We start from the raw sequence: 25,806 nt of genomic DNA, 5'->3' as shown, positions 1-25,806 counted from the left end.
TGTAATTTGTTATTATAAAGTGATGTCCAAACCGGCCATAAATGTGCGCGCCTGCGGATAAAGGCCCATGTCAATACCGCCGCTAATTTCCGGATCGTAGCCTTTGTAACCGGTAATGGTTACCAGGTTATTGCTGCTCAAAAACACCCTTACCCTTTTAATATCGGCTGCTTTTAGCCAGGTTTGCGGCAAAGTATAACCTAACTGCAGCGTTTTGATGCGGAAATATGCACCGTTTTGCAGCGAAAAATTTGATGGGTTTTTAAAGTTGCCATTCGGGTCGCTTTCGCTTAAACGCGGATAGTTGCTACCTGCGTTGGCAGGAGTCCAGGCGTTTAAAGCCTCGATAGGATAGTTGGCCGACGGAATATCTAACCTGCGGTAACCCTGGTAAATTTTGTTACCCCAAACGCCCTGTCCAAATAATTTAATATCAAAATTTTTATAGTCGGCATTAAAGTTTACACCATAGGTAAAAGTTGGCAGCGGGTTACCCAGAAACTGGCGGTCCGATTCAGAAATTTTACCATCGCCGTTAGTATCCTGCCACTTAAAATCGCCAGGTTTGGCATTTGGCTGTATCAGCTGACCGTTTTTTGTGTACGCATCAATTTCGGCCTGCGAGCGGAATATACCAATCTCCCTAAAGCCATAAAACTCGCCGATAGGCTGCCTTGGGGTGATACGGCCAATTTCGAAATTAGTGCTCTGTACAGTACCGGCCACAAAGTGATCAATCTGGTTACCCAAACTTACTACGGTGTTTTTGTTGTATGATATGTTACCGCCAACGCTGTAACTTAACCCACCTATTTTATTGCTGTAGTTAAGGCTTAACTCCACACCTTTATTCTCCATATCGCCCACGTTATCAGACGGCTGGCCAGAAAAACCCGCGTACGAAGGCAGCTGCACATCCTGCAACATCCCCTTTGTAAGCTTTTTGTATATATCAAACGTTACGCTCAGGTTATTGAACAAGGTAGCATCAAAACCAATATCAGTAGTATGGGTTTCTTCCCATTTTAAGTTGGCGTTTGGTGGTTGATTAGGGCTGTAACCAATGTTGATATTATCGCCAAAAATGGCATTACGACCGCTGCCAATGGTTGCTGCATACCTGAACGGACCAAGCGCCCTTTCATTACCTACTGAACCATATGAGGCGCGAAGTTTAAAGAAATCAACAAAAGAGTTTTTAGGGAACCAATCTTCACGGCTCACTACGTAACCAACCTGCCCTGCCGGGAATGTACCATAAAGGTGGTTAGCACCAAAGCGCGATGAACCATCGCGACGGATGATGCCCGAAAACAGGTATTTCTGATCGTAATCATAAGTAACCCTGCCAAAATACGAAGCCAATGTGTGTGGCTGTACATCATCCAAACCAAGCGCGCTCTCGGCCAGCCTGTTAGCGGCAGGTAACGAGTAGTTAATAGAAGCATCGGCCAATGAAGTGGCTGGTTCGCCGGTAAAAGTACCTTTCAGGCCCGAAGCCGTTGTTTTTTGCGCACTTGTACCCACTAAAGCGGTAAGGTTATTTTTACCAAACGAACGGTTGTAGGTAATGGTGTTATCCCAGTTCCACGACAGGTTTCTGTTATAAGTTTGTACCTGGGCAGTAGTGGTATTAGCCGTACTTGAGTTAAGGTAGTATAGCGGTGTAAACCCATCAGAACCATAATAGGCTTGTTTAGCGCTGATTTGTGAGCGTACTTTCAGGCCTTTTATCGGCTCAATTTCGGCAAACGCGCTTCCTAAAAGATTGGTAGCATCACTGTAGTTACCCAATACTGTTTGCTGATAAGCCAGCGGGTTGGTAATTTCCTGGCCAACATAGTGCGAAATGCCATAAGGTAAACCCTGCGCGTTACGTACTATGGTAGGGTTATTATAATCGCCCGGATATGGCTGTGTGCTGATATCATTGATGGTAGTTGGCGTAATAGGATCAAGGTTTAACGCCGAACTTAACGGACCGCCAAAAACACTGTTTGTGTTACCAAACGCCTTGTTTTTGGTGTACGAGTAGGTAAAGTTTTCGCCAATGGTTAACCATTTTTTAGGCTTGTATGAAGTATTAACCGTAAAGTTAAACTTTTTATAACCCGAAATTTCGGGCATTACCACACCTTGCTGATCAAGATAACCAAACGACGTATAATAATTTGCCTTATCGGTAGCACCGCTTATGCTTAAATTATGATTGTGAATTAAAGCATTGCTATCAAAAATTTGATTTTGCCAATTTGTTCCGACACCAAACACTGCCGGATTAGGGAACAACGCGGTTTTACCTTCGTTAACCAACGATTCGTTTCGTAAAGTGGCGTACTGGCTGGCATTGGTAAGTTTTACTTTGCTTACTGCCGATTGAACACCTACATAACCGTTATAAGTAACCTGGGCGTCGCCTTTTTTACCTTTTTTAGTGGTTACGATAATTACACCGTTTGATGAACGTGAACCGTAAATAGCAGCCGAGGCATCCTTCAATACCTCTATCGATTCTACATCATTAGGGTTTACGTTGTCCAAACCTCCGTTATCAACTACAATACCGTCAATAACATAAAGCGGATCGCTGTTTAACCTCGAGGTAACACCCCTTACCCTTATTTGCGGAGCTGCACCCGGCGAACCGGAACTTTGCACTACGGTAACACCGGTAACACGGCCACGTAAAGCATCGTCAACACGGGTAACCTGCTGATCCTGCAGATCGCTGGCTTTAACACTGCTGATAGCACCGGTAACGGTAGTACGTTTTTGCGTACCGTAACCTACCACAACAACCTCGTTAATCGCTTTAATATCTTCGGATAATACAACTTCAATTACAGTTTGGCTGCCAACCACAATTTCTTTTTTGGCATAACCAATAAACTGAACTACCAGTACCGATTGCGGCCCGGCAACCGAAAGTTTGAAGCTACCGTCGGAACCGGTAGTGATGCCGTTAGTTGTACCTTTTTCGGTAACGGTAGCCCCCGGAATGGCCTGCCCTGCATTATCAACTACTTTACCGGTGATGGTAGCATTGGCTTGTTCCTGAATTGCGGGAACAATTTCAACAGGTGTACTGGCAGCGGCAGTGTTAGCTGCCGATTTTTCAAGTACTACCCTATCGTTCATCACATCGTAATTGATGCCGTTATTTTTAAACACCTGGTCTAAAACCGTTTTTAACGGTTGATTGGTGATGTTTAGCGAAAAGTGCTTATCAGCATCCAACGAACTGGCACTGTAAATAAACTTAACATTGTTATTTTTTTGCAGGTATTGTAAAGCTTCGAGCATGGTGGTGTTGCTCAGCGTTATGTTTACCTTTTTATTTAATATTCCCTGAGCTTTAATAGGGCTTGCATAAGTGATGCTGCTTACCAGTATTGCTATCAGGATCTGGCTAAAAGTAATCTTCATGATTTTACCCCATGGGATGGGCCTTCGTAAACGAAAATTCATATATTTGTTATGTTTCTTTGTTAAAAATGAGACAATTAATAGCCCGCACACCTCCCCGAGGTGTTCTTAGCGGAACGGGCTTTTTGATCCTTAAAACTTAGGGGTGCTCGCAACACTTCTAAGTTTTTTTTATGCAGATCTTTTTCTGGTTGGTTTCTTCTTTAGGTTTGTATTTTTTTGTACATCTTATAATTTTTGAAAGGTTAGTGTAGTTGGTTATTTAAGTTCTATATGGTTGTTTTCAATAGTATAATCTACATTGAGCGATTTCTTTATCGCATCGAGCACATCGGGCAGGTTAAAGCCTTCAAAATCGGCATTCAGGATATAGTGATTAAGTTTTTCGTTACTTATCGTGATATTCACATTAAAGGCCGAATCAAGCACGGGAATGATATTGCGTAAAGGTTTATTATCAAACACCAGGTGTAAGCGGCGGTATTGCTTTACTGCCGAGGTAGCTTCAACCTGCTGTGCTGTTAATAAATGTTTATCGTTAAGGTAAACCGCCTTTTGATGCGGGTAGATCATCACCTCATCCTTGGTTAACCTGGTTGATATTACGCCGTTTTTACCCGAAGGCTTCATACTTACCGAAACCTTACCGGTAAGTACCGATACATCGGCCACATTACTTTGCTCATCATCCCTTACCAAAAAGCTGGTACCCCAAACTTTGGTTACTATTGACCGGCTGCTGATGATAAAAGGGCGTTTTGGATTTTTAGTCACCTCAAAAAAACACTCGCCCGATATGGTAACCTGGCGCGAACCGTCGGCGAATACATTAGGGTAACTAATTTTTGCCGAGGGGTGCAGCCAAACCGAGCTGCTATCGGGCAGGGTAACTTTATAAATATGCGGGGTGCTGTTGGTTACGTTAAATAACTGTACATCATTTACAGGCGAAACGGCCAATTGCTGCGGATCTGTTTTTTTTGTGTAGATAACTGCCAAAACAGATAATGCCAAAACCGCAACAGCCGCCGCGGCGATGGCATACCATTTACGGAAAGCGATAACTTTAGCAGGCTTTTCTGTACCAGGCTGCGCATCGGCAAGATCAAGGTTAGCGATGATACTGAAATAGATCTGTTCTTCCAGTTCCTTTTCCCGGGCAGGTGAAAGGGCCGATACATGATCATCTTCATGCTCAAAGCTTAGGTACCATTGTTTTATCAATGCTATCTCGGCCTCGGTGCAATCGCCTTTAATGTATTTTTCAAGCAGATCGATGCGTATAGGTTCTTTCATGAAAAAGAATGTAATTCCGGTTTATAGATGATATGACGTATGCGGGATAGTGTACCCCCTACACCTATGCAATATTTTTTTAAAAAAATTTATGCAGCAAGGTAGCGAGTGCCAAAAGCAGGTGGTGGCTTAAACTCATCCTTAGCCTTTTGAGGGCTTTGGTAATCTGGTTTTCAACTGTTTTTTCCGAAATACCAAGCAATTGGGCTATCTCCTTATTGCTTTTATATTGTTTTCGGCTCAGTTCAAAAACCGAGCGGCATTTATCAGGCAGGTGACTGATCTCGGTTTCGAGGGTATGGGTAAGGTCGCGAAGCATAATGGCGTCTTCGGTACCGGTATCGGTTTCGGTACTTAACAATTTAAAAGCCTCGGTATGTTTTGCGCGGATAGTTTGTTTGCGGTACTGGTCAACCACCTGGTTTAAAACGGCCAGGTGTAGGTAACCGCCTATGGTAGTGTTAATTTGCAGCGTATGCCGTTTATGCCACAGGTTTGAAAATATTTCCTGGACAACCTCTTCGCACAATTCCTTATCCTTCAGTCGCTTGTAAGCATCCCCGTATAATTTTTTCCAATATCGCTGATAGATCTCCCTGAACGCACCAAGCTTATCCTGCTGTAGCAATCCCATCAATTCATCCTCAGTCAGCCTGGTAAAATCGTTCATTTGTTAAGTAACGCAACAATTAGTGTTAAATGATTGGCAAAACTCAAAATAATTACAGCAACTAACAAGGTTAGGATTGTAATAGTTTTAACACAAAAAATTGCCGGTTTGCGATAAAAAATGGCAAAGAATGGGAACCTCCACGTTACATGTTGGAGTAGCAACGTCTTTTTTTAAATACTAACCAGGTATTGTGATCATAAGGTGATCTGCGTGGCGATTATAAATGTGCCTTTCGATGCAGCCTGCATATTGTTTTCTACAATTGGCCTGGTCTGGTACTTAATAGTTAGTCGGGCGTAATGCCCGTCAAGAAATATATTGCCGCCTGCGCTCCAGTAAGTGAAATTTGCGTTCCCGTAGCGCTGAAATTTTTGCAGGCTGAATTCGCCGAAAGGCTGAATGCGTGTATTTGATTTGGTCAGGCTTTTGGGTAATAATAAACCGGCCTGCGTAAACCAGCTCCAGCCTGTGCCTATCAATGGCGCATTATTGCCTAAGCCGCCCTGCGAAACAGGGCCGACATAACCCGGATCGGCGGAGACGTTCGCATTCATAATGGCACCGTTCCTTAGGTAATTAGGCCCGAAGTTATATTTGTAAAAAACACTGTAAGCGGTCACCGCCCAGTTTTCATGTCCGCCAAAAGGCAAATCGGCGAAACTGTCAACCGCCCATAGATTGATATCATGCCTGATCAGCGGCGATGTGGCGCTATTTCCGGCCTGTGTAACCGTACCTTCACCTGCCGAGTAGTAGCCGGCTCCAATGTTAAATACTTTTTTTGTGCCGACATAAGTACCCGTTGTATAAGGCAGCGAATTGCCTTCTTTATCAAAAAACTGCCATGCCGCGTAACCGGTGGTAGCCAGTTTGCCGGTTGCATTATTATCAACTGCATAATTTATCTCAGGAGAACCGGCAGGATAGTTCGCAGCGTTGGAAAGCACCGTAAAAGGCTTGTTAAGCGCCCAGCGATAGGCCACCGGGCCGATATTGCCCTTGAAATAAATCCCTAACTCACGTCCAAACTGGTCAGATAATTCAACTGTAGGCCAGTTAAATAACGGAGCGTCCAGCGCCAGGTAATTGGAGGAACTTGCAGAGGTCATCCGGCTTAACCCCATCCAAATATGCAAGCCGGAACCTATATACATCGAAAACCGGTTCGTCAAACCCGTCTTTACATCCTTATCCGGAATCACGGTGAACTCATTGGTCAGGCCATGCAGGTATATGCCTGGTTTTTTGCCCAAAGTTCCATTGAAGGTTGCTCCGCCATTGCCGGTATTTCCACCTCCCGGCGCACCGCCCGAAGAAAATGCCTGGTTATCCATCCCGATATCGGTAAGGATCAGGAACCGGGGGCTCAATTGCCCGATGGTTATGAACCTGAACTGCCTCAGGCTAAAGTCGGTCCAGTTGGTTTTGGGTATACCGTTTACGGCCGTTCCGGGATTGGCCTCTGTATATCTTGCCCAAAATGTAGCCGATGTAATAAAGCGAATATACTTCTTTCCGGTACTGTCAAATTTAAGAGTCATGCCTTCCTTGTAATCAGGCGATTCTCCTTGTCCGAAAGCATCAACAGAAATGAAGATTGCTGCTGCAAAAAAAAGGGCCCACCGAAAAACATTGATCTTGATCATAGCAAACAGCTTGTTTTATAACATAATGTACCTGGAATAAACCGATTATCTCGTCCTCCGGATAGACAAAGACGCCCCATTTCCGGACAGCGACGTTGGTAAGTTGCCGGGGATGCCGTGCAAAAAAACGTTCCGGTCATGATCAATTTGAGTTTAATAACCCGCTGAAGTTTATTGAGTTTGAGCAAGATTCAGGAACATGCGGCATTGCCAAATGAGATGACACTGCCACATGCGTGCTCACATCCGGATGTTATTGAATCAATCAACCGGATGATGATTTAATATTTATAGGTTGCCGCCTCTTCAATCACTTTCAAAACCTCGTCAGGGTGTGAAAGCATCATGACATGCGAGGAAGCAATCTCGATAGTTTTAGCTTTCATCCTTTTAGACATGAAACGTTCAAGGTCCGGGTGTATAGTCTTATCGTTTTTAGCAACAATATACCAGCAAGGTTTACTTTTCCAGGCCGGAACACCGCTTTTATCGTCAAAAACAGTATGGAAGGCAGGTGTTTGCGTTGCGTAAAGGACAGACTGCACTTGTGGATCCAGGTCTGGCGCAAACACCGTCCTCACGCCTTCCTCTGTAATAAAGACAGTGCCGTCCGTTGGCACAAGGTATTTAATAAGCTCTGTTGCCGGGGCATTTTTCGAAACATCTGACAATGATTCATCGGCTTCCGGTCCGTAAGCTGCGAGATAAACTATGCCCTGTACCTTCGGGTCGTTACCAGCCTGGGTGATCACCATACCACCCCACGAATGGCCTACAAGGATAACTTTTCCTTTGGCCAGTGCGATCGCTTTTTTAGTTAGGCCTACATCGTCGGAAAGCGAGGTGACCGAATTCTGTACAGACATTACAGGATAGCCTTTGGCCTGCAACGCTTTGATTTGATTGCTAAAGCAGGAACCGTCGGCCCAAATCCCGTGTACAAAAATGATAGTTGGCTTGGTGTTGTCAGTAGTTTGTCCCATAGTTGTGATTGTTGATAGTAGCATTAAAATTAGAATAGAATAAAATCTGATAGTTTTCATGGCATTGAGGTTATTTATGTTGTTTTGAAATAAAATTAAATTGGAATTTTCGAGCCAGATGTAACATGGTCAATCAGCATAATAGCGCCCTGAGCTTCGAAGCGGAGGAGTGCGTTGTATCTACCGGATTTATACTTTCCATTTTGCATTTCTTCAATGCCTTGATCCGGGTACCGATCGCCGAAATGTTGATCATAAACTATAATTATTAAGGTGACGTGACAGCTCATTTTTGCTGTACTTTTTTTTGATGAAGTTCGGGTTAGTTGTGAGTTATTTTAAATAACCTAAATGATAAGATTTATTAGTTATGTAATAACGATCAGCCTTTGCTTTCCTGCCTGCAACCTGTTTGGTTTTATGGTCTTAACCCCATCGGCTTTCTAATACAACACACGCATATGATTAGTGAAGGTTAGATTGAATGCACCATTTATCGTAAGAAGCCAAAATGAATCTCCATACTTTTGGCGTCATTTATCAGAATTGTTATAACAGTTATCTTTATGATGATTTAAAAGGCGCAACTGCGGCGTTAACTTTACAATACGAAAAAGAACCAAAACTTTTTCGTCAACCTGGCCCAATATGTAATAAATATATCTATAAGAACCTGTACCGCAGAAACCTCCTTGCCGATATGGGATTATAGCAATTAAAGCAAGTGAAAATGAGTGATCGTTCCACCATCAAGCCTCGCTGTAGAACTTGCCGTTGAATTTAATATTACATTGGTCGGTTTTCTTCGGGAAAACAGGTTCAATATTTATAATTCCAGTGATCATATAACCATATCCACTTATAATGAAAATTAGAATTAAGGGTAATTCCCTGAGATACAGGCTAACCAAATCTGACATTGCTCAATTGGGGAACGACGGTTTCCTGGAAGACAGAACGGAGTTTACAGGCAAGACTTTGAATTACGCAATCATGATCACTGATGATGACAATTTAACATCGGATTTTACCGGAGATAAGATCCGGCTGAACCTGCCGAGAAAAATGATTGAGGAACTTATCAACACAGAAAAGGTAGGCTTTATGGATCAGACCGGCCCGGTAAGCCTGCTGGTAGAAAAAGATTTTACCTGTTTAGATAATACAGAAGAAGACCAAGGCGATAATTTTCCTAATCCATTGTTAACCTGTTGATTAAAGCCTAAAGCCATGAGTGAAGAAAAAAAAGTGCCATCTGCAGAAAATCCCTATAAATTACTGAAACTAAAATCTACCGGGGCCGAAAAATGGGCGGCAGGTATTCCTGCCGTGATGGCCGCGTTCAGTGATCTTTTTGAAGAGGGCGTTCCGATACGAGGCATGAAGGCACTCTTTTCGATGAACCAGAAAGGTGGCTTTGATTGCTCGAGTTGCGCATGGCCAGATCCTGATGACGAGCGGTCGCCGGTGGGAGAATATTGCGAAAATGGCGCTAAGGCCCTGGCAGAAGAAGCAACAACAAAGAAAGTTACCGCTGACTTTTTTAAAAAAAATTCGGTATACGACCTCGCCATGCTAACCGATTTTGAAATTGGCCGTTTCGGGCGGTTAGCCGAACCGATGTATATGCCAAAAGGAGGCACACATTATCAGCCAATTAGCTGGGATGATGCCTTTAAAAAAATAGCAGAACATTTAACTGCGCTCGATTCGCCCGACGAAGCCGCTTTTTATACTTCGGGAAGAACCAGTAATGAAACCTCTTTCCTTTACCAGCTTTTTGCAAAAGAATTTGGCACCAATAACATGCCCGATTGTTCGAACATGTGCCATGAAACATCCGGCTTTGCATTAATGCCTACGCTGGGCGTAGGTAAAGGGACGGTTAAACTGAACGACTTTTACGACACGGATGTCATCGTCATCATAGGTCATAATCCTGGTACAAATGCGCCGAGGATGATGAGCGCCCTTGAAAAAGGCAAATTGAATGGCGCAAAGATCATCGCAATCAATCCCATACCTGAAGCCGGACTGATGGGATTTCACAACCCGCAGCATTTAAATGGTGTGTTGGGCAATGGTATTTCACTGGCCGATCTTTTTCTGCCGGTTAAAATAAACGGCGATATGGCACTGTTAAAAGCTATGGAGCTTTTGCTTCTTGATTTTGAGAAAAAGAGCCCCGGACAGGTGTTTGATCATGACTTTATTGAAAAAAAGACGGGCGGTTATGATGAGTTCATCAAACAATTTGAAAACTATCGCCTGGAAGATTTAGCAGAAGAGAGCGGAGTACCCGCCGCATCCATTTACCAGGCTGTGCAAATGATGGCTTTTAAAAAGCGGATTATTTTTTGCTGGGGCATGGGGCTTACGCAACAACCAAACGGCGTAGATATGCTCAAAGAAATTGTGAACCTGCTACTACTAAAAGGAAGCATCGGGAAACCCGGCGCAGGGGTTTGCCCGGTGCGCGGGCATAGTAACGTTCAGGGAAACCGTACCATGCTGATCAATGAAAAGCCCACACAGCAGCAACTGGATCGTTTAAAAGAAGTGTTCGGGTTTGAGCCTCCCAGAAAACATGGTTACGATGTTGTACGGGCCATTAAAGCTATGCATGCCGAAAAAGTTAAAGTACTGTTTAGTATGGGGGGCAATTTTATATCAGCCACCCCTGATACAACCTATACTGCCGAAGCCCTTCGAAAACTTCGTTTAAGTATCTGCGTTTCCACCAAACTAAACCGTAGTCACCTGGTGCATGGCCAGGAAGCCCTGATATTGCCCACCTACTCCAGGAGTGATCTGGATATCGTAAACGGACAACCGCAGCTCATCAGTACGGAAAACTCTATGGGTATCGTACAGTCATCGCAAGGCATCTTAAAGCCCATATCCGATAAACTGATTAATGAAACACAGATTGTTTGCCGGATGGCGATGGCAACATTAGGCACGCGTTCGGTTATTAACTGGCAGCAGTACGCCAACAGTTATGATGCCGTACGAGATATTATTGAAAAGTGTATTCCCGGTTTTGAGGATTACAACAGGCGTGTGCGTGAAAAAGGGGGCTTCTATTTACCCAATGCCGCGCGCGACGGAAATTTCATCACCGAAAAATATGCAGACCGCGCCGTATTTACACTGACAACAATTCCTGACAACACGCTTAAAGAAGATGAATATTTGATGGCTACCACGCGTACGCATGATCAGTTTAATACAACAATTTACGGATTGGAGGATAGGTATCGCGGTATTAAAAACGAGCGGAGAGTAATATTCATGAATCAGAAAGACATTGACAATAGCGGATTTGCAGCAGGCGACAAAGTTGATCTGTTTAATTATGACGATGATATTGAAAGGATTGCACCGCTTTTCATCATTGTACCCTATTCAATACCCCAGCGAAACACACTCACCTATTTTCCGGAAACCAATGTGCTGGTTTCAATAAATAACGTTGTTGGCGAAAGTAATATGCCAGCATCAAAATATGTCAAAATCAAAATCAGGCCGCACGATCCATTGAATATCGGAAATTGATGATGGCTCCTATTACCGCTTAAAGTTTAAAACCTCTTTTTACTGAAGTTCATCAGGTTCGGCTTTTACAAACCTGCTTAACGGCTTCCATATCTGCGTCATCGGGGGGTCTTCGTATCGGTTAGGGCAGAGGCAATCAGCCGTTTTATAAGCAATACGTAACTCCCGATGCGAACTTTGACAGCAATAATAAACAGCGCAATATTTATCATTTAAGTCAAATCAATCATGAAAAAGAAAGTTTTAATCATTGCATCAAACACAAACACTATTGGCCCCAACAAACGGCGAACAGGTAATTTTTTACCGGAAGTGGCGCATCCCTATGCCGAATTTACCAGAGCAAACTATGAAGTTGATTTCGCTACGCTAACCGGAGAAAGCCCGTATCTTGATGATCTTGAATCTGCAGCCGACCCGGATAACCTGGATTTTTTAACCGGTGAAGGCTGGGTAAAAATGAGAAAAGCGGTTAAACTTTCTACTGTTGATGTTAGTAAATACGATGCCATTTTTGTTCCCGGTGGGCTTGCTCCCCTGGTAGACTTAGCCCATGACGAGCTGATCAAAAAAGTAGTTAAAGAAACCTGGGAGCGTGGTGCGGTTGTTGGGGCTGTTTGCCACGGGCCGGTTTCACTGCTGAACGTTAAACTAAGTGATGGCAGTTACCTGGTGAACGGCAAGAACATTTCATCTTTCACAACAGAAGAAGAAGATGGCTATGCCAGGGCAGACGTGCCATTTGACCTGCAAACTGAGTTAACCAAACAAGGCGCAATTTATCACACGGTAGCGCCATGGCAGCCTTTTAGTATTGCGGATGGCAGATTGGTAACCGGCCAAAACCCGGCCTCCGGAAAAGGCGTTGGTGAAAAAATAGTTGCAATTCTGGGACCATCGAATTAAAACAATTTACATTGAGGCCGCACCGCTTTGAAATAAAACGGTACGGCCATTCTTTTTAACGCTATACGATTAGTAATCATTTACACTGGAAGGTCGTTTTGAACGAAAACGAAGTTTCTTAGTCAATTATCCGCAGGGAGTTATAAGATATTTTTTTGAAAATTTTGTAAGTTAGAATTTAATATTAAGCAGGGGGATTGCCAATGAAGCAATTTTACTTTTTTTTGCTACTGTTATTTTTTATAAGTTCTGCATCAGCACAGTCGAGCGAACTGGATGAACTGACTTTGCCAGTGTTAAGACAAAAACTATCCGAAAGTAAAAACGATACCAACAGGGTTAAATTGCAACTTGCATTAGGGCATTTAATGTTTTTCAAACCTAATAAAGGCGCTAAGGATATTGATTCGGCGAAGAATTTTGCAGCTCAGGCCTCAACTCTGAGTTATCGGCTCAAGTATGATTTTGGTATAATTAATTCCATGTTGCTTAGCGCCGAAGCGTTTTATAACAGTGATGACAGGAAAATGGGTCTGAAGATCGCCCAAAACGCACTTGCGTTTTCACAAAATCATCATAATAATGACGGACAGGCACGATCATATCACATGATTGCCCGATACTACCGGGTTTCAGATCCGCTTGAAATTCAAAACAGAATGCTTTACATCAATAAGGCGATTTCCATATTCAGAAAGGAGCGAAATATTCTGTGGCTTTCTTTTTTGCTGACTGTAAATGCCGACTCGCTATTTCAAGTGGAAAAAAATACAGAGGGACTTAAGTTACTGTTTGAAGCTTTAAATTTAGGAAAAGGTGTAAGTCGCAGAACTGTAGAAGGAATTTACCGGAATATAGGCAGGATATCATTTAAATTAGGAGATTACACCAATTCGTTAAAATATAATTTGTTAGCCCTCGAAACTGCAAAAGAAGTTAACGATACAACCTCACAGCGCGGCGCTATAAACCATGTTATCGCATCGACATATATTGAAATGCGGCAATATCACAAGGCTATCCCATACTCAGTCGAGGTACTAACGATGGCCAGGCGATACGGAGAACACCGTTTTGTAATTTTGGAATCCGCTGCGCTCGCACTGGAATACACCCGCACCAATCAGCCCGGAAAGGCTTTTGCCGTCTTAAATGAGATGAAAAACATGGCTGTTAATGATTTAGACAGGCTATCGGTGGCAGTGGAGTATATCAATAATCTGATCTATGCCAAACGTTTCGGCGAAGCAGCGTTGTACGTACAACAACTTACAAGTTTGTTACCTAAAATTTCCCCGGCAAATACCCAGGAACTGATGGGCGCTTACAACGCTCTTGCCTCCTATTATTCTGCAACGGGCTACGTGAAACAGGCTTATCGTTATACTGAGTTGTATGCCACCATGGCGCACAAGCAAAATTTTGCGGCAAGTGCCAGAACAGCTGAATACCGTTATTATGAATTGCTTTTTTTAAAAAAAGGAAATAAAAAATCCGCCATTGAGCATTTCCTTAAAGAAAAAGAGATTAAAGATTCGATAGATAATGTAGCAAAAGCCTACCAGATTTTCTTATTGAATATTGAAAACGAAGCACTCGAAAAAAACAAGCACATCGATTCGCTCTCCAGAAATGCACTGCTAATTGAAACCAAGATAAAACGTAACCAGCTTCTTCAGAAAGTGACCATTGGTGGGACGGCTTTACTACTGGTTATCACTGCACTTATCTACAGCCGGTATCGATTAAAACAGCGCAGCAATGCTCTCTTATTACAGCAAAAGTATGAGATCGATCAAAAGAATGCCGTTCTTCAAAAGCTGGTAGCAGACAAAAACAAGCTTTTGGAGGATAAGGATGAGTTACTGTCAGAGAAAGATTTGCTGTTAAAAGAGGTTAATCATAGAGTGAAGAACAACCTTCAGATTGTTATGAGCCTGCTCGAATCGCAATCAACCCAGGTACATAACAAATGGGCGCAGGAGGTTATAATAGAAAGCCAGCATCGAGTACAGTCAATTGCCTTTATCCATGATCAGTTGTATAATAGTGACAAAGTTTCAGAAATTAATGTACTACCCTATATTACCCAACTGTTAAGATCATTGGACGGCTCTTTAAATAAAAAGAGAGATAAGGTAAAAATAACACTTGATGCCGACGAGTTGTGGCTTGATGTGGCGCAGGCTATCCCGGTTGGTATAATTTTAAATGAGCTTGTAACCAATGCTTTAAAATATGCTTACCCTGATAACAGGTCGGGAGCGATCAATGTTAGCCTGAAACAGAACGGCCAGCGGGCCATCCTTCAGGTTAGCGACGATGGTGCAGGATCATCTGTAGATCTCGGCTTTGACATGGCGGATTCGCTGGGTATATCTTTAGTTAAGGGGCTTAACGCGCAGCTAAAAGGCATCCTTTTATTCACCTACAAGACCGGCGTAACAGTGAAAATAGATTTTCCGATCGAAAAAACAGCTACAGTACGCGATTAAAGCGGTCGGCAAAATGGCCCTTAATCTTAAATGGCGACACCTTCCGCCCGCGTCTTATCCGGCGTTTTACCAGGTTCACAGTTCGCTTCACATCAGCTATATCCCGGTTAATTAAAGCTATTTCCTCCCGGCTTAAATCTATCTTCATGGCCAAGGCATTTTCTATAGCCTGTTCCGCATTTCTGACTCCGGCCAATACAACGGCACTACCGGGTTTCAGCAGAGCCCAACGCAATATCAGCTGTGAAATACCTTGGTTGATGGCAGATTGGTAAATACCGGGTTGGGTTGGCGCTGGGTATTCGGGGTAATGGCGCTTATCGGCGGCCTCCTGTTGGTTGCGTACAATACGTTTACAGGAAACCAAAGAGGCTATGTTAACATTCCTTAAGGGTTAAGCGCATATTCCACGGCTATCTTACCTTACTGCAGAACCGTAAGTTTGTAAGTTAAAGTCTACCCCACATATTAGGCGAGTTTTTTTAACACCGGGATCAACCCAATGATTTTTAACTTATTTTAACTTCCCCGTAAAACTTAATTTTTTAATTTTAAAAAATGTTTCGCTCCGCTTTAGTACTTATATTTTTGTTTATAGCATCCTTTGCCTATGCCCAGCATAGCCAGGAAGGCATTGTTTATGAAATTAAAACCCACATTGCCCTGCCGGGTATTAATATCGAAAACCTGAATGGCAAGTTTAAAACCCAAACCGATAAGCAGGGGCATTTTTCCGTTCCGGCCAAAGGCGGCGACCTTTTGGTTTTTAGCGGCATGGCTTATAAAACCGATACTGTGGTAGTTACCAACCTGGATGCACGCTATTTTTACCTTACCCCAAAGCAGCATCAACTAAACGAGGTGGTAATTAATGGTAAAGGTGCAGCCGCGGTAAATCAATCGGCTTTTGCGCAGCCTATAGATCCCTTGTTTCATAACCAAACCATGACTTACCAACGCAATACCGATGGCCCCAATGCAGATGGTTCGGTTAAAGGCGGTGTAAGCTTCCGCATCTGGTCGAACAAATCCACCGAAAACAATGCGAAGAAACAGGCACAACTGGAAGAGCGCGACAGGATCATCACAAAAATCCAGCAAACCTTCGCCGACGATAATATCAGCAAGTATGTGCCTTTAAAAGACCAGGAGCTACATGCTTTTGCTGTACGATACACCCCGGATATAAAAACTTTTACCGCCAAAGAATTTAACCTCACTACCTACATCAGCAAATGCTACGAAGAGTTTATAAAACTTTCGCCGGGAGAGCGGCTTAAAGTGCCGGTTTTTGAACATACAGAAGACCCGGTATCATCAAACTGATCTACAGGTAGGACCGCACATTATTCCCTATCCTGCCGCAAACAAATAAAACTCCGCTGCCTTAAGTATTTATTGGCAATATCATGACAGTTAACAAATAAATGTTTAAACATTTATTTGTTAACTTTGCTGCGACTATTTCATACACAGTAAATTATGAAAAAAATAGGTTTTTTATCATTCGGGCATTGGTCTGATCATCCGGCTTATCAAACCCGTACCGGGGGCGATACCTTGCTCCAGTCGATTGACCTGGCTGTTGCCGCCGAAGAACTTGGTTTAGACGGGGCTTATTTCCGGGTGCATCATTTTGCCCGCCAGCTGGCTTCGCCCTTTCCGCTGCTCTCGGCCATCGGTGCCAAAACCAGCAAAATTGAGATCGGGACGGGCGTTATCGATATGCGGTACGAAAATCCGCTATATATGGTTGAAGATGCAGGAGCCGCCGATTTAATTTCGGGAGGGCGATTACAGTTAGGTATAAGCAGGGGTTCGCCGGAGCAGGTAATTGACGGCTGGCGCTATTTTGGCTATGAACCCAATGAGGGCGAAACCGATACGGATATGGGACGACGGAAGGCTCTTGAGTTTTTGGATAAACTAAGTGGTACCGGCTTTGCCCAGCCTAACCCCTACCCCATGTTTCCTAACCCCCCGGGCTTATTGCGTTTAGAACCGTATTCGGAAGGGTTGCGCGAGCGTATCTGGTGGGGAGCAGCTTCAAATGCAACCGCCGTTTGGGCGGCCGAACAGGGCATGCACCTGCAAAGCTCCACTTTAAAATTTGATGAAAGCGGCAAGCCTTTCCATATTCAGCAGGCCGAGCAGATCAGGCTGTACAAAGAGGCCTGGAACAAAGCTGGGCACGGGCGGGAGCCGAGAGTATCGGTAAGCCGTTCTATTTTCGCATTGGTTACGGATGAAGACAGGTATCTGTTCGGCCAGCAAAAAGGCGGATCGGACAAAATTGGTTATATCGAAGCCGATAAGCGGGCTATCTTTGGAAAAAGCTATGCTGCCGAACCAGACCAGCTTATTGAAGAACTGGCAAAAGATGAAGCTATCCGGGAGGCAGATACCTTGCTTTTAACCATACCCAACACACTTGGGGTTGATTACAATGTACACGTACTGTCGTCTATATTAAAACATGTAGCCCCCGCATTGGGCTGGCGTTAATGTATTACAACAAGCAGGCATTGTTTTTTTGTTAAATCATCAGGCATACGCCTGAAAGGAAATATCTTATTGATTGTGATTGCATTATCGCAAATACAGAAAGCCATTTTAGTGCAAAACTAAGTGGCTTTCTGCATTAAATTTCAGATTATTTTTGATATAGTATTTATCAAAAAAATGAATATGTTTGTACAATACAACATACTAAAATACCATGCCTCCTAACCCCGATTTTTTGGACACTGCTACCTCTCTCCGAAACACCGAACAGTTTTTAATGCCTGCCGGGCAAAACGGCTGTAAATTGCCGGGGTATGATATTTACCCGGCCTTTAAAACTCCCGAAACCATATCGCGGGGGTACGATGGCATAGTGAAGTATATGCTTGGTGTCGGCACTCATTTCATCTTCGAGGGTTTTGGCGGTGTGCAATGGGAAATGGTAAAAGCATCCGTAAGTGGCTTGCTGGGCGATACAAATGTTAACTGGATAAATATTGATACCTGCTTAAAACCAGAGGCAGAGGTAAATAACCAGGTAGCTCCTTTTACGGGTGGAGATGATCCGCTTTTTGGAACCGCCTACACCGGATCACTTTTAGATTTTTTCGACCAGGCTAAGTTATCGGCATTAGCTCCTCCGGGCAATGGCCTCACTATTATTTACGGTTGCGGCGCTGGCCTGGTTAACTGGCAATGCCCGGTTATATATTTTGATGTACCTAAAAACGAGATCCAGTTCAGGTCGCGGGCCGGGAATGTGCGCTGCCTGGGTGCCGGCCAACCTGCGGATGCGAAAGTACAATACAAACGTTTTTACTTTGTGGATTGGCCGGTTTTCAATCAGCATAAAAAAAAATTGTTAGGGCAGGTTGATATCTGGGTTGATGAACAGCGGCCCGATGATATTACCTGGATAAGCGGCCAGGGCCTGCGCAATGCACTAACCCAAATGTCATCAAACGTTTTCAGGCCGCGGCCCTGGTTTGAACCGGGCGTTTGGGGAGGCCAGTGGATTAAACAAAATATAAACGGTTTAAACAAAGCCGCGGTAAACTACGCATGGTCGTTTGAACTGATTGCGCCCGAAAACGGTGTTGTGCTGGAGAATGGCGACAACCGGCTGGAAATATCCATAGATAGCCTGCTTTATCATAACAACACCGCCGTATTAGGCAAGGCCGCGGGCAGGTTTGGCTACCACTACCCCATCCGCTTTGATTTTCTGGATACCATGGATGGGGATAATCTCTCGGTGCAGTGCCATCCCTCGGTAAAGTACACCCGCGATAATTTTGGCGAAGATTTTACGCAGGATGAAACCTATTATATATTAGAAACACAACCGGGCGCCGAGGTGTACCTTGGCTTCCAGGATGATATAGACAAAGACAAGTTCAGGCACACCTTAGAAAACAGCTTTGAAAACAACGAGCCGGTTGATGTAAAGAAATTTGTACAAACCTTCCCGGCAAAAAAGCACGATCTGTTCCTGATCCCTAACGGCACGGTACACTGTTCGGGCAAGGGCAACCTGGTGCTTGAAATAAGCGCTACTCCATATATTTTCACTTTTAAAATGTACGATTGGCTCCGCCCCGATCTTAACGGCAACCCGCGTCCGCTCAATATCAACCGGGCCTTTGATAACCTGAATTTCGACAGAAAAGGTGAAACGGTTGCCGAAACCCTGATCTCCAAACAAACAGTTATTAAAAAGGCGCAGGACTGGCAGGTTGTTTCCCTCCCTACCCATCCCGAACATTTTTATACCATCGAACGGTTGGAATTTAACCACGCTATAGCCGACATAACCAACAACCAGTGCCTGGTATTAAGCCTTGTAGAAGGAGAAAAAATTATTGTACAAACCCGTGATGTTGAAATGGAAATTCATTACGCCGAAACCTTCATCATCCCGGCAAAGGCAAATACTTATAAAATGATCAATATAGGCGGCGGCACAGCCCGGGTAATTAAAGCCTATGTAAAAGACGAATGTTGTTCCCCCATAAACTAATTTAACATGAGAAAATATTTTTTACTGCTGATATTCTTACTCCCGCTCACTGCCGCTGTGTATGGCCAAAAACCTGCTGCTGCCTTTACCTCCGTTAGCCTGCAACCAACGGTAGCATACATTAAACAAAATGGCGAAACGCGGCGCGTAGCCCGTTTACTATTTAACAATGGCAAAAACTATGCAGGCGGGCAGTTATACATTTCTTTTAACGGCCACCAGAAAACTATTAGCCTGCCCGAAAATAAATCGGGTGCAGAATATGATGAAGTGGCCTTACCCGGCCCTGCCATAAAAGTGGCAACACAGGCTACAGTAACGCTTAAAACGGCAGGCCAGGCTTATACAACCCGCTGCATTATTGAGCCCGCCCGCCAAAACTGGACAGTTTATGTACTGCCCCACTCGCACGTGGATATCGGTTATACCAATGTGCAGGCCAAAGTGCTTAAACTGCACATGGAAAACATTGATGAAAGTATTAACCTGGCCCAAAAAACGCAAAACTACCCCGAAGAAGCCCGTTTTAAATGGACAACAGAAGCCATTTGGGTGGTTGATAATTATTTAAAGCTAAGCAGTCCCGAAAAGCAGGCCAGTTTTTGGGATGCCGTAAAAAAAGGTTGGATTAACCTTGATGGCGCCTATGGCAACATCAACACCAGCCTTACCGATAGCCGCCAGTTAATGCAAATGTTTGCCGAATCGCAGCGGTTGGCCAAACAGCACAGCATCCAGATCAATACCATGTTTCAGGGTGATGTTCCCGGGGCTTCATGGGGCTTATCGGCCCAGGTTGAACAAACGGGCATCAAATATTTTCTATCAGGTCCTAATGCATCCGACAGGATTGGCAACCTGGCCAAATGGCAGGATAAACCTTTTTATTGGGTAGCGCCCTCGGGCAAACAAAAACTGTTGTTTTGGCAATGCCAGCCTTACTCCATAGGCTATGCTTTAAAGGGCACCAAAATTCCTAATTTTTTCTCTGTTGAAGACCCTAAACCTTTTTATACCGGTAAACCCGAAGAAAATTTCCTGAACCCTTACCTGTTTAAATACCTTGGCGACCTGGAACAAAAAGCTTTTCCGTATGATATGACCATCCTTACCTGGGCCATGAGCGATAACGCTCCTATAGATCCTGAACTGCCCGATGCTGTGAAAGCCTGGAATGAGCACTACGAATCGCCCAAACTGGTTATCACATCGGTAAAACAATTTTTTGGCGATTTTGAAAAGAAATACAAAGATCAAATTCCATCATTTGCCGGAGATTATACCGAATATTGGACCGATGGCGTATCATCTGCCGCCAAAGAAACCGCAAAAAACCGCAATGCATCGGATATGCTGAAACAGGGTGATGCCATCTGGGCTATCAGAAACAAAACAGCCTACCCTGTAAAAGATTTTAACGAAACATGGAAAAATTTGCTTTTGTTTAATGAACACACCTGGGGAGCCTACAACAGTACGGATGACCCCGAAGATAAAAAGGTATTGAGCGAATGGGCATACAAACAGGCCTTTGCTCTAAATGCCGAGAAAAAATCAGACTCGTTATTAAACACGGCATTAACGCCCGTGGAGGTAAAAGCAAACGCGGTAGATGTGTATAACACCCTGTCGTGGCCACGCACCGACGTAGTTTACCTCTCGCCCGAACTAAGCAAAGCCGGCGACCTGGTTAAGGATGATGCCGGCAAGAAAGTAGTATCCCAACGCCTCAGCACGGGCCAATTGGCCTTCGTGGCCGAAGCTGTGCCACAGTTTGGCAAGCGTACTTACACGGTTAATGCAGGCGCTGCTTATAAAGGAACTGCCAAATCAACTGTTAATCAATACATGCTCCAAAGCGGGTTGTATACCATCAGCATAAATAAAACAACCGGCGATATCCAAAAACTGGTTAAAGCAGGGGTAAATTTTGCAACCGATACCACGGGTTTAAACCATTACATTTATATGCCGGGCGATTCGCTGGAAAGCAGCCAAAGTGTTGCTGATGTGCAAATCAGCGTTAAAGAAAATGGTCCGCTGGTAGTGAGTTTACTGGTAAAATCTGCTGCGCCCGGTGCTAACGGCTTAAGCCGGGAAGTACGACTTGTAAACGGGCTCGACAGGGTGGAGATTATCAATATCCTCGATAAAAAAGCAATCCGCCAAAAAGAAAGCGTTCATTTTGCTTTTCCGTTCAGTATTGAAAATGCGCAGGTGCGTTACAGCATTCCCTGGGGCATTGCCACCGCCGAGGCCGATCAACTGCCTTATGCCAACCGCAACTGGTACACCATGCAGCGCTGGGTTGATGTATCAAACGCCGGCCGGGGTATAACCTGGAGCAGCCCCGATGCACCGCTTTTTGAAATTGGGAAAATAACCACGGCCAACCTGTTGGGCGGCCTGCACTTTTCGCCATACTGGGTAACGTATACGCCTCAATCTTCTGCTTTGTATTCGTGGGTGATGAACAACCTTTGGCATACCAACTTCAGGGCCGATCAGGAAGGACCAACCACCTTCAGGTATTACCTGAGTGCACATACTGGCGGCTATGATAGCTTTGCTGCAAACCAAACCGGCTTAAATGTGCATCAGCAGCTGATAGCCTCGGCCGCCTCGGCAATCCAGGCAAAAGGCCCCGGCTTTAAGCTTGATGCCACCGGCGTGTATGCCGAAGTGTTAAAACCTGCCGATGACGGTAAAGGCACCATACTGATGCTGGTAAACAGTACCGATGCTGATAAAGAGGTAACCATATCGTCAACAACCGGCAGCGCTATACAGATCTGGGAGAGTAATCTTTCTGAAGAAAAAAAGGCATCCCTAAATAACAAATTTACCTTAGCCGGCAAGGGTATCATCACCCTAAGGATAGAAAACAAATAACAACCAATTGGTAAAATGGAATCCAAAACACCTAAATCTTCACTTTTTTTAGTTTCGGTAACCCTTGTTGCCACCATGGGTGGTTTGCTTTTTGGCTTTGATATGGCAGTGATCTCGGGAGTGCTGCCCTTTGTAAAAAAGCAATTTGATCTTTCGGCCATAGCGGAGGGTTGGTTTGTGTCCTCCGCCCTGATTGGCTGCATTATCGGCGTAGCATTTTCGGGCGAATTGAGCGACAGGATAGGCCGGAAAAAAATGCTGATGGTATCGGCCGCATTCTTTTTCCTCTCGGCAATAGGTACTGCAAGTACACCGGGGTATTTGTTTTTAATTATTGCCCGCATGCTGGGTGGTACCGGCGTAGGCGTTGCATCAATTGTGGCCCCCTTGTATATTTCAGAAATTGCACCGGCAAAAACGCGGGGAAGGCTGGTTACCTTTTATCAGCTGGCCATCACTGCCGGCATATTGATAGCTTATCTCACAAACTCGGGCCTTGTAAGCTTGTCTGCAAGTTATCATAACCTGCCTTTTAGCAAACTGGTAGATTTAATACTTGTTAAAGAAGTATGGCGCAGCATGCTTGGGCTTGGCGTTATCCCTTCGCTGCTGTTTCTTATCGGCCTGTGTTTTGTACCCGAAAGCCCGCGCTGGTTAATCCAAAATGGCAGGGAAGCCGAGGGCATCAAAATTTTGGCAAAAACCGATACCGGTGAAGATCCGGAAAAGGAAGCCACGATAATCAGGGCCCAGGCACAGCAGCAAAGCAGTGCTTATAAAGAGTTATTTTCGCCGGCGTTCAGAAAGCCGCTCTTAATTGGTTTGCTGCTACCGCTTTTCTCGCAATTCAGCGGCATCAACGCGGTAATTTATTACGGACCAAGAATATTAAGCGATGCTGGTATTAAAATAAGCAATGCCCTGCTAAGCCAGGTTATTTTTGGATTAGCAAATTTTCTGTTTACCATCATCGCGATATGGAAGGTTGATAAAATGGGGCGCAGGCCGCTTTACCTCATAGGTTCGCTGGGGGCAACGCTATCGTTAGCCTTTACAGGCTATTGTTTTTATAGCGGCGCAACCAACAGCATAGCGCTTGTTATCAGTATTGTTTTATTCCTGGCCTGCTTCGCCTTTTCAATAGGGCCGTTAAAATTTGTTGTCGCCGCCGAAATATTTCCGAATAAGATAAGAGGCAGGGCGCTTGCCCTAAGTATTATGATGATGTGGGTGGCCGATACCATTGTAGGGCAGCTTACACCGGTTTTTCTGTCGGCTATCGGACCTGCACTAACGTTCGGTTTTTTCTCTTTTTGCTGCCTCCTCTCGTTTTGGGTTGTTTATAAAATGGTGCCCGAAACCAAAGGCAAATCATTGGAGGAAGTGCAGGAGATTTGGGTAGGGCATTAATGCGATCAAGCAGAACTGAATACTGGTCGAAGTTTAGCGACAGCGTAACTTCGTCCTAAAATGTTGGAAGCATTCTGCTTCCGTGGCTCGTCATTAAATACTTATGGGATTAAGAAAACCTTAAAAGCGACATGTTATAAAGTTAAGCTGAAAGCTTAACACAGTTTGGGTCGAAGTTACGCTGTCGCTAAACTTCGACCAGGAGCAAAACTTTTTAAAAAAAGAGAGCCTTGCAAACATTTGCAAGGCTCTCTTTTTTTAAGCATCAAAACAAAACCGGCGGCAACTACGCAAGCGACTGCGCCAAAGGAAAATCAATAGCGATAGAACTGTTGATAAACACATAATTGGTAAAAGTTCTCACAACAATCAAACCCATCAAATTAACCAGGGCGTCCTGCTTGTACCCGAAACCAAAAAAAGCTTCCACCAGATCCTGATCGGCCTTTCCTTTATTTTCGGCAATGGATTGGGCCAGTTTGAGTACCATGTTCAGCCTGGTATCAGGTAGTTGAGTTTTACGGATGGCTATGGTTTCCTCTTCAGAAAAACCACGCATTTTGGCCAGCGTGGTATGGGCAGCCAAACAGTAATCGCATTCGTTTACCTGAGATACAATGAGATTTATGGCTTCCTTTTCTTTTGGGGTGAAAATGGCTTCCTGACTCAGCAAATTCTCAAACTCCAGCATTCCTTTTAATGATGCTGCCGAATAGCCGATAGTGGCATAAAGATTAGGGATTTTACCGAGCCGTTTTTTTACCTGCTCCAGAATGGATTTCGATTCGCCGGGCAGATCATCAAAATTAGGTAATACAAGTGTTTTCATATTCAATTGTGTTTTTAGGTTGATTGTAGAGCGTAGTTCAACTTAACGGCTAAGTTTCCGGTTCAAAAAATCCTTTATCACAGCGGCAATCTCAATACCATGGCTTTCGAGGGCAAAATGGCCGGCATCAAATAAATGATACTCCAGGTTTTTCACATCTTTTTTATAGGCCTCAGCACCGCTTACCGGGAAGATGAAATCATTTTTACCGTAAACTATCAGCATTTCGGGATTATGGTCGCGGAAATATTGCTGCCATGCCGGGTATTTGGGCGGATTGGTGTGGTAGTCATAAAACAGATCCAGCTGGATCTGGCCGTTCTCCGGCCGTTCCAAATGGCGCAGATCAATCTCCCAGTTATCAGGGCTTATTACGGATGTATCGGATAAGCCATGTGTGTACTGCCATTTCAGTCCATCTGGGTTATGGAACGTGGTTAGGGTGTGTTCGGCTTCTTTATTATTCCGGTTTTCCCAATAAGCTTTAATCGGGTCCCAGAATGTTTCAAGCCCTTCCTCGTAGGCGCAACCATTTTGCACTATAAGGGTGTCTATTTTCTCCGGGTACTTTGAGGCTAAGCGCCATCCAACCGGGGCACCATAATCCATCAGGTAAAGGCTGTATTTTGAGATGTTCAGCTTATTCAACAACTCTTCAATAATGATGGCAAAATTATCAAAGGTGTAGGCAAAATCGGCAATAGGCGGTTGCTCGCTTCGGCCGTAACCCGGATAATCAGCAGCAATTAAATGATACTGATCAGATAACGCGCCAATCAGGTTTCTGAACATGTGTGATGATGCAGGGTATCCATGTAATAAAACCAGTGTAGGCGCATTTTTGGGGCCTGCTTCCCGGTAAAAAATTTCGGTGCCATTAATTTTGATGAAATGATAGGTTGTTTGATTTTCCATGTTGAAAAGTTTGGTGGGAGTGTATGTTTTTAAAAGTTAACGCATTAGTAAAGTTACCGGCGCTTGTTGCGTGCAAAAAATCAGCAGGATTATATCAGTTATCATAATAATCATATAAACCGGTATCATATTTTTTTAAATATTGTGGAGCATATGATATAAGCTTTAACCGGCAAAAGCAGATACTCTAATACGTTTGCACAGTAATGCCCCCAGAAGCCTGCAATCCGGTTTATTTTTCCCGGTTATTCG

The 25,806-nt window shown here is 44.1% G+C and carries 18 protein-coding genes; 10 read left to right on the top strand and 8 right to left on the bottom strand.

Annotated elements, in window-relative coordinates; translation table 11 throughout:
* Positions 1-12: 12 nt before the first annotated feature.
* The 5 genes from HYN43_RS29240 to HYN43_RS29220 form a co-directional block, all read right to left on the bottom strand.
* The gene (locus HYN43_RS29240) at positions 13-3,426 is read right to left on the bottom strand and encodes a TonB-dependent receptor (RefSeq protein ID WP_162996675.1); all 3,414 of its coding nucleotides are present in this window, start codon (positions 3,424-3,426) and stop codon (positions 13-15) included.
* Between the two features lie 258 nt (positions 3,427-3,684).
* Entirely contained in the window at positions 3,685-4,722 is a 1,038-nt protein-coding gene (locus HYN43_RS29235) for a FecR family protein (protein ID WP_119407349.1), read from the bottom strand.
* Between the two features lie 79 nt (positions 4,723-4,801).
* The gene (locus HYN43_RS29230; protein ID WP_119407348.1) at positions 4,802-5,392 is read right to left on the bottom strand and encodes an RNA polymerase sigma-70 factor; all 591 of its coding nucleotides are present in this window, start codon (positions 5,390-5,392) and stop codon (positions 4,802-4,804) included.
* Between the two features lie 197 nt (positions 5,393-5,589).
* Positions 5,590-7,041, bottom strand: a complete 1,452-nt coding sequence (locus tag HYN43_RS29225; protein WP_119407347.1) for a porin — start codon at positions 7,039-7,041, stop codon at positions 5,590-5,592.
* A gap of 281 nt (positions 7,042-7,322) precedes the next feature.
* Positions 7,323-8,084, bottom strand: coding sequence for an alpha/beta hydrolase (locus tag HYN43_RS29220; protein WP_119407346.1), 762 nt, complete (start codon positions 8,082-8,084; stop codon positions 7,323-7,325).
* A gap of 674 nt (positions 8,085-8,758) precedes the next feature.
* Between HYN43_RS29220 and HYN43_RS29205 the strand changes: the two genes are divergently transcribed.
* The 5 genes from HYN43_RS29205 to HYN43_RS29185 all read left to right on the top strand — a co-directional run bounded on the left by HYN43_RS29205 (position 8,759) and on the right by HYN43_RS29185 (position 14,983).
* On the top strand, positions 8,759-8,899 hold the full coding sequence (locus HYN43_RS29205) for a formate dehydrogenase accessory sulfurtransferase FdhD (RefSeq protein ID WP_205589844.1): 141 nt from the start codon (positions 8,759-8,761) through the stop codon (positions 8,897-8,899).
* Entirely contained in the window at positions 8,889-9,239 is a 351-nt protein-coding gene (locus HYN43_RS29200; RefSeq protein ID WP_119407343.1) for a DUF7009 family protein, read from the top strand. Before HYN43_RS29205 ends, HYN43_RS29200 begins: the two co-directional genes overlap by 11 nt.
* Before the next feature lie 15 nt (positions 9,240-9,254).
* Entirely contained in the window at positions 9,255-11,582 is a 2,328-nt protein-coding gene (locus HYN43_RS29195) for an FdhF/YdeP family oxidoreductase (protein WP_119407342.1), read from the top strand.
* Positions 11,583-11,810: 228 nt separating this feature from the next.
* Positions 11,811-12,488 carry a type 1 glutamine amidotransferase domain-containing protein gene (locus tag HYN43_RS29190; protein WP_119407341.1) on the top strand — a complete coding sequence of 226 codons (678 nt, stop codon included), beginning with the start codon at positions 11,811-11,813 and terminating at the stop codon, positions 12,486-12,488.
* A gap of 203 nt (positions 12,489-12,691) precedes the next feature.
* Positions 12,692-14,983 carry a histidine kinase dimerization/phosphoacceptor domain -containing protein gene (locus tag HYN43_RS29185; protein WP_119407340.1) on the top strand — a complete coding sequence of 764 codons (2,292 nt, stop codon included), beginning with the start codon at positions 12,692-12,694 and terminating at the stop codon, positions 14,981-14,983.
* On the opposite strand, the gene HYN43_RS29180 is transcribed toward HYN43_RS29185, so the two are convergent.
* Positions 14,967-15,350, bottom strand: a complete 384-nt coding sequence (locus tag HYN43_RS29180) for an aldo/keto reductase (RefSeq protein WP_162996674.1) — start codon at positions 15,348-15,350, stop codon at positions 14,967-14,969. The genes HYN43_RS29185 and HYN43_RS29180 overlap by 17 nt on opposite strands.
* 191 nt (positions 15,351-15,541) lie before the next feature.
* Here HYN43_RS29180 and HYN43_RS29175 point away from each other — a divergent pair, with 191 nt between their 5' ends.
* The 5 genes from HYN43_RS29175 to HYN43_RS29155 all read left to right on the top strand — a co-directional run bounded on the left by HYN43_RS29175 (position 15,542) and on the right by HYN43_RS29155 (position 23,810).
* Positions 15,542-16,309 (top strand): carboxypeptidase-like regulatory domain-containing protein, encoded by a 768-nt coding sequence (locus HYN43_RS29175; protein WP_119407338.1) that lies wholly within the window; start codon positions 15,542-15,544, stop codon positions 16,307-16,309.
* Between the two features lie 156 nt (positions 16,310-16,465).
* On the top strand, positions 16,466-17,488 hold the full coding sequence (locus HYN43_RS29170; RefSeq protein ID WP_119407337.1) for an LLM class flavin-dependent oxidoreductase: 1,023 nt from the start codon (positions 16,466-16,468) through the stop codon (positions 17,486-17,488).
* A gap of 214 nt (positions 17,489-17,702) precedes the next feature.
* Entirely contained in the window at positions 17,703-19,508 is a 1,806-nt protein-coding gene (locus tag HYN43_RS29165; protein WP_119407336.1) for a class I mannose-6-phosphate isomerase, read from the top strand.
* 6 nt (positions 19,509-19,514) lie between these two features.
* A complete protein-coding gene (locus HYN43_RS29160; protein WP_119407335.1) occupies positions 19,515-22,400 on the top strand; it encodes a glycoside hydrolase family 38 N-terminal domain-containing protein in 2,886 nt (961 codons plus the stop codon).
* A 15-nt stretch (positions 22,401-22,415) separates the two neighbouring features.
* Complete coding sequence (locus HYN43_RS29155) at positions 22,416-23,810, top strand: sugar porter family MFS transporter (RefSeq protein WP_119407334.1); 1,395 nt, start codon at positions 22,416-22,418, stop codon at positions 23,808-23,810.
* Between the two features lie 286 nt (positions 23,811-24,096).
* Here the strand turns inward: HYN43_RS29155 and HYN43_RS29150 are convergent, their stop codons facing one another.
* A complete protein-coding gene (locus HYN43_RS29150) occupies positions 24,097-24,639 on the bottom strand; it encodes a carboxymuconolactone decarboxylase family protein (protein WP_119407333.1) in 543 nt (180 codons plus the stop codon).
* Positions 24,640-24,681: 42 nt separating this feature from the next.
* The gene (locus HYN43_RS29145; RefSeq protein WP_119407332.1) at positions 24,682-25,554 is read right to left on the bottom strand and encodes an alpha/beta fold hydrolase; all 873 of its coding nucleotides are present in this window, start codon (positions 25,552-25,554) and stop codon (positions 24,682-24,684) included.
* Positions 25,555-25,806: the final 252 nt, after the last annotated feature.

Source organism: Mucilaginibacter celer (assembly GCF_003576455.2).
Taxonomy (GTDB): domain Bacteria; phylum Bacteroidota; class Bacteroidia; order Sphingobacteriales; family Sphingobacteriaceae; genus Mucilaginibacter; species Mucilaginibacter celer.
The sequence above is the reverse complement of the archived record's forward strand: the minus strand, read 5'-3'. Positions and strand labels throughout refer to the sequence as shown.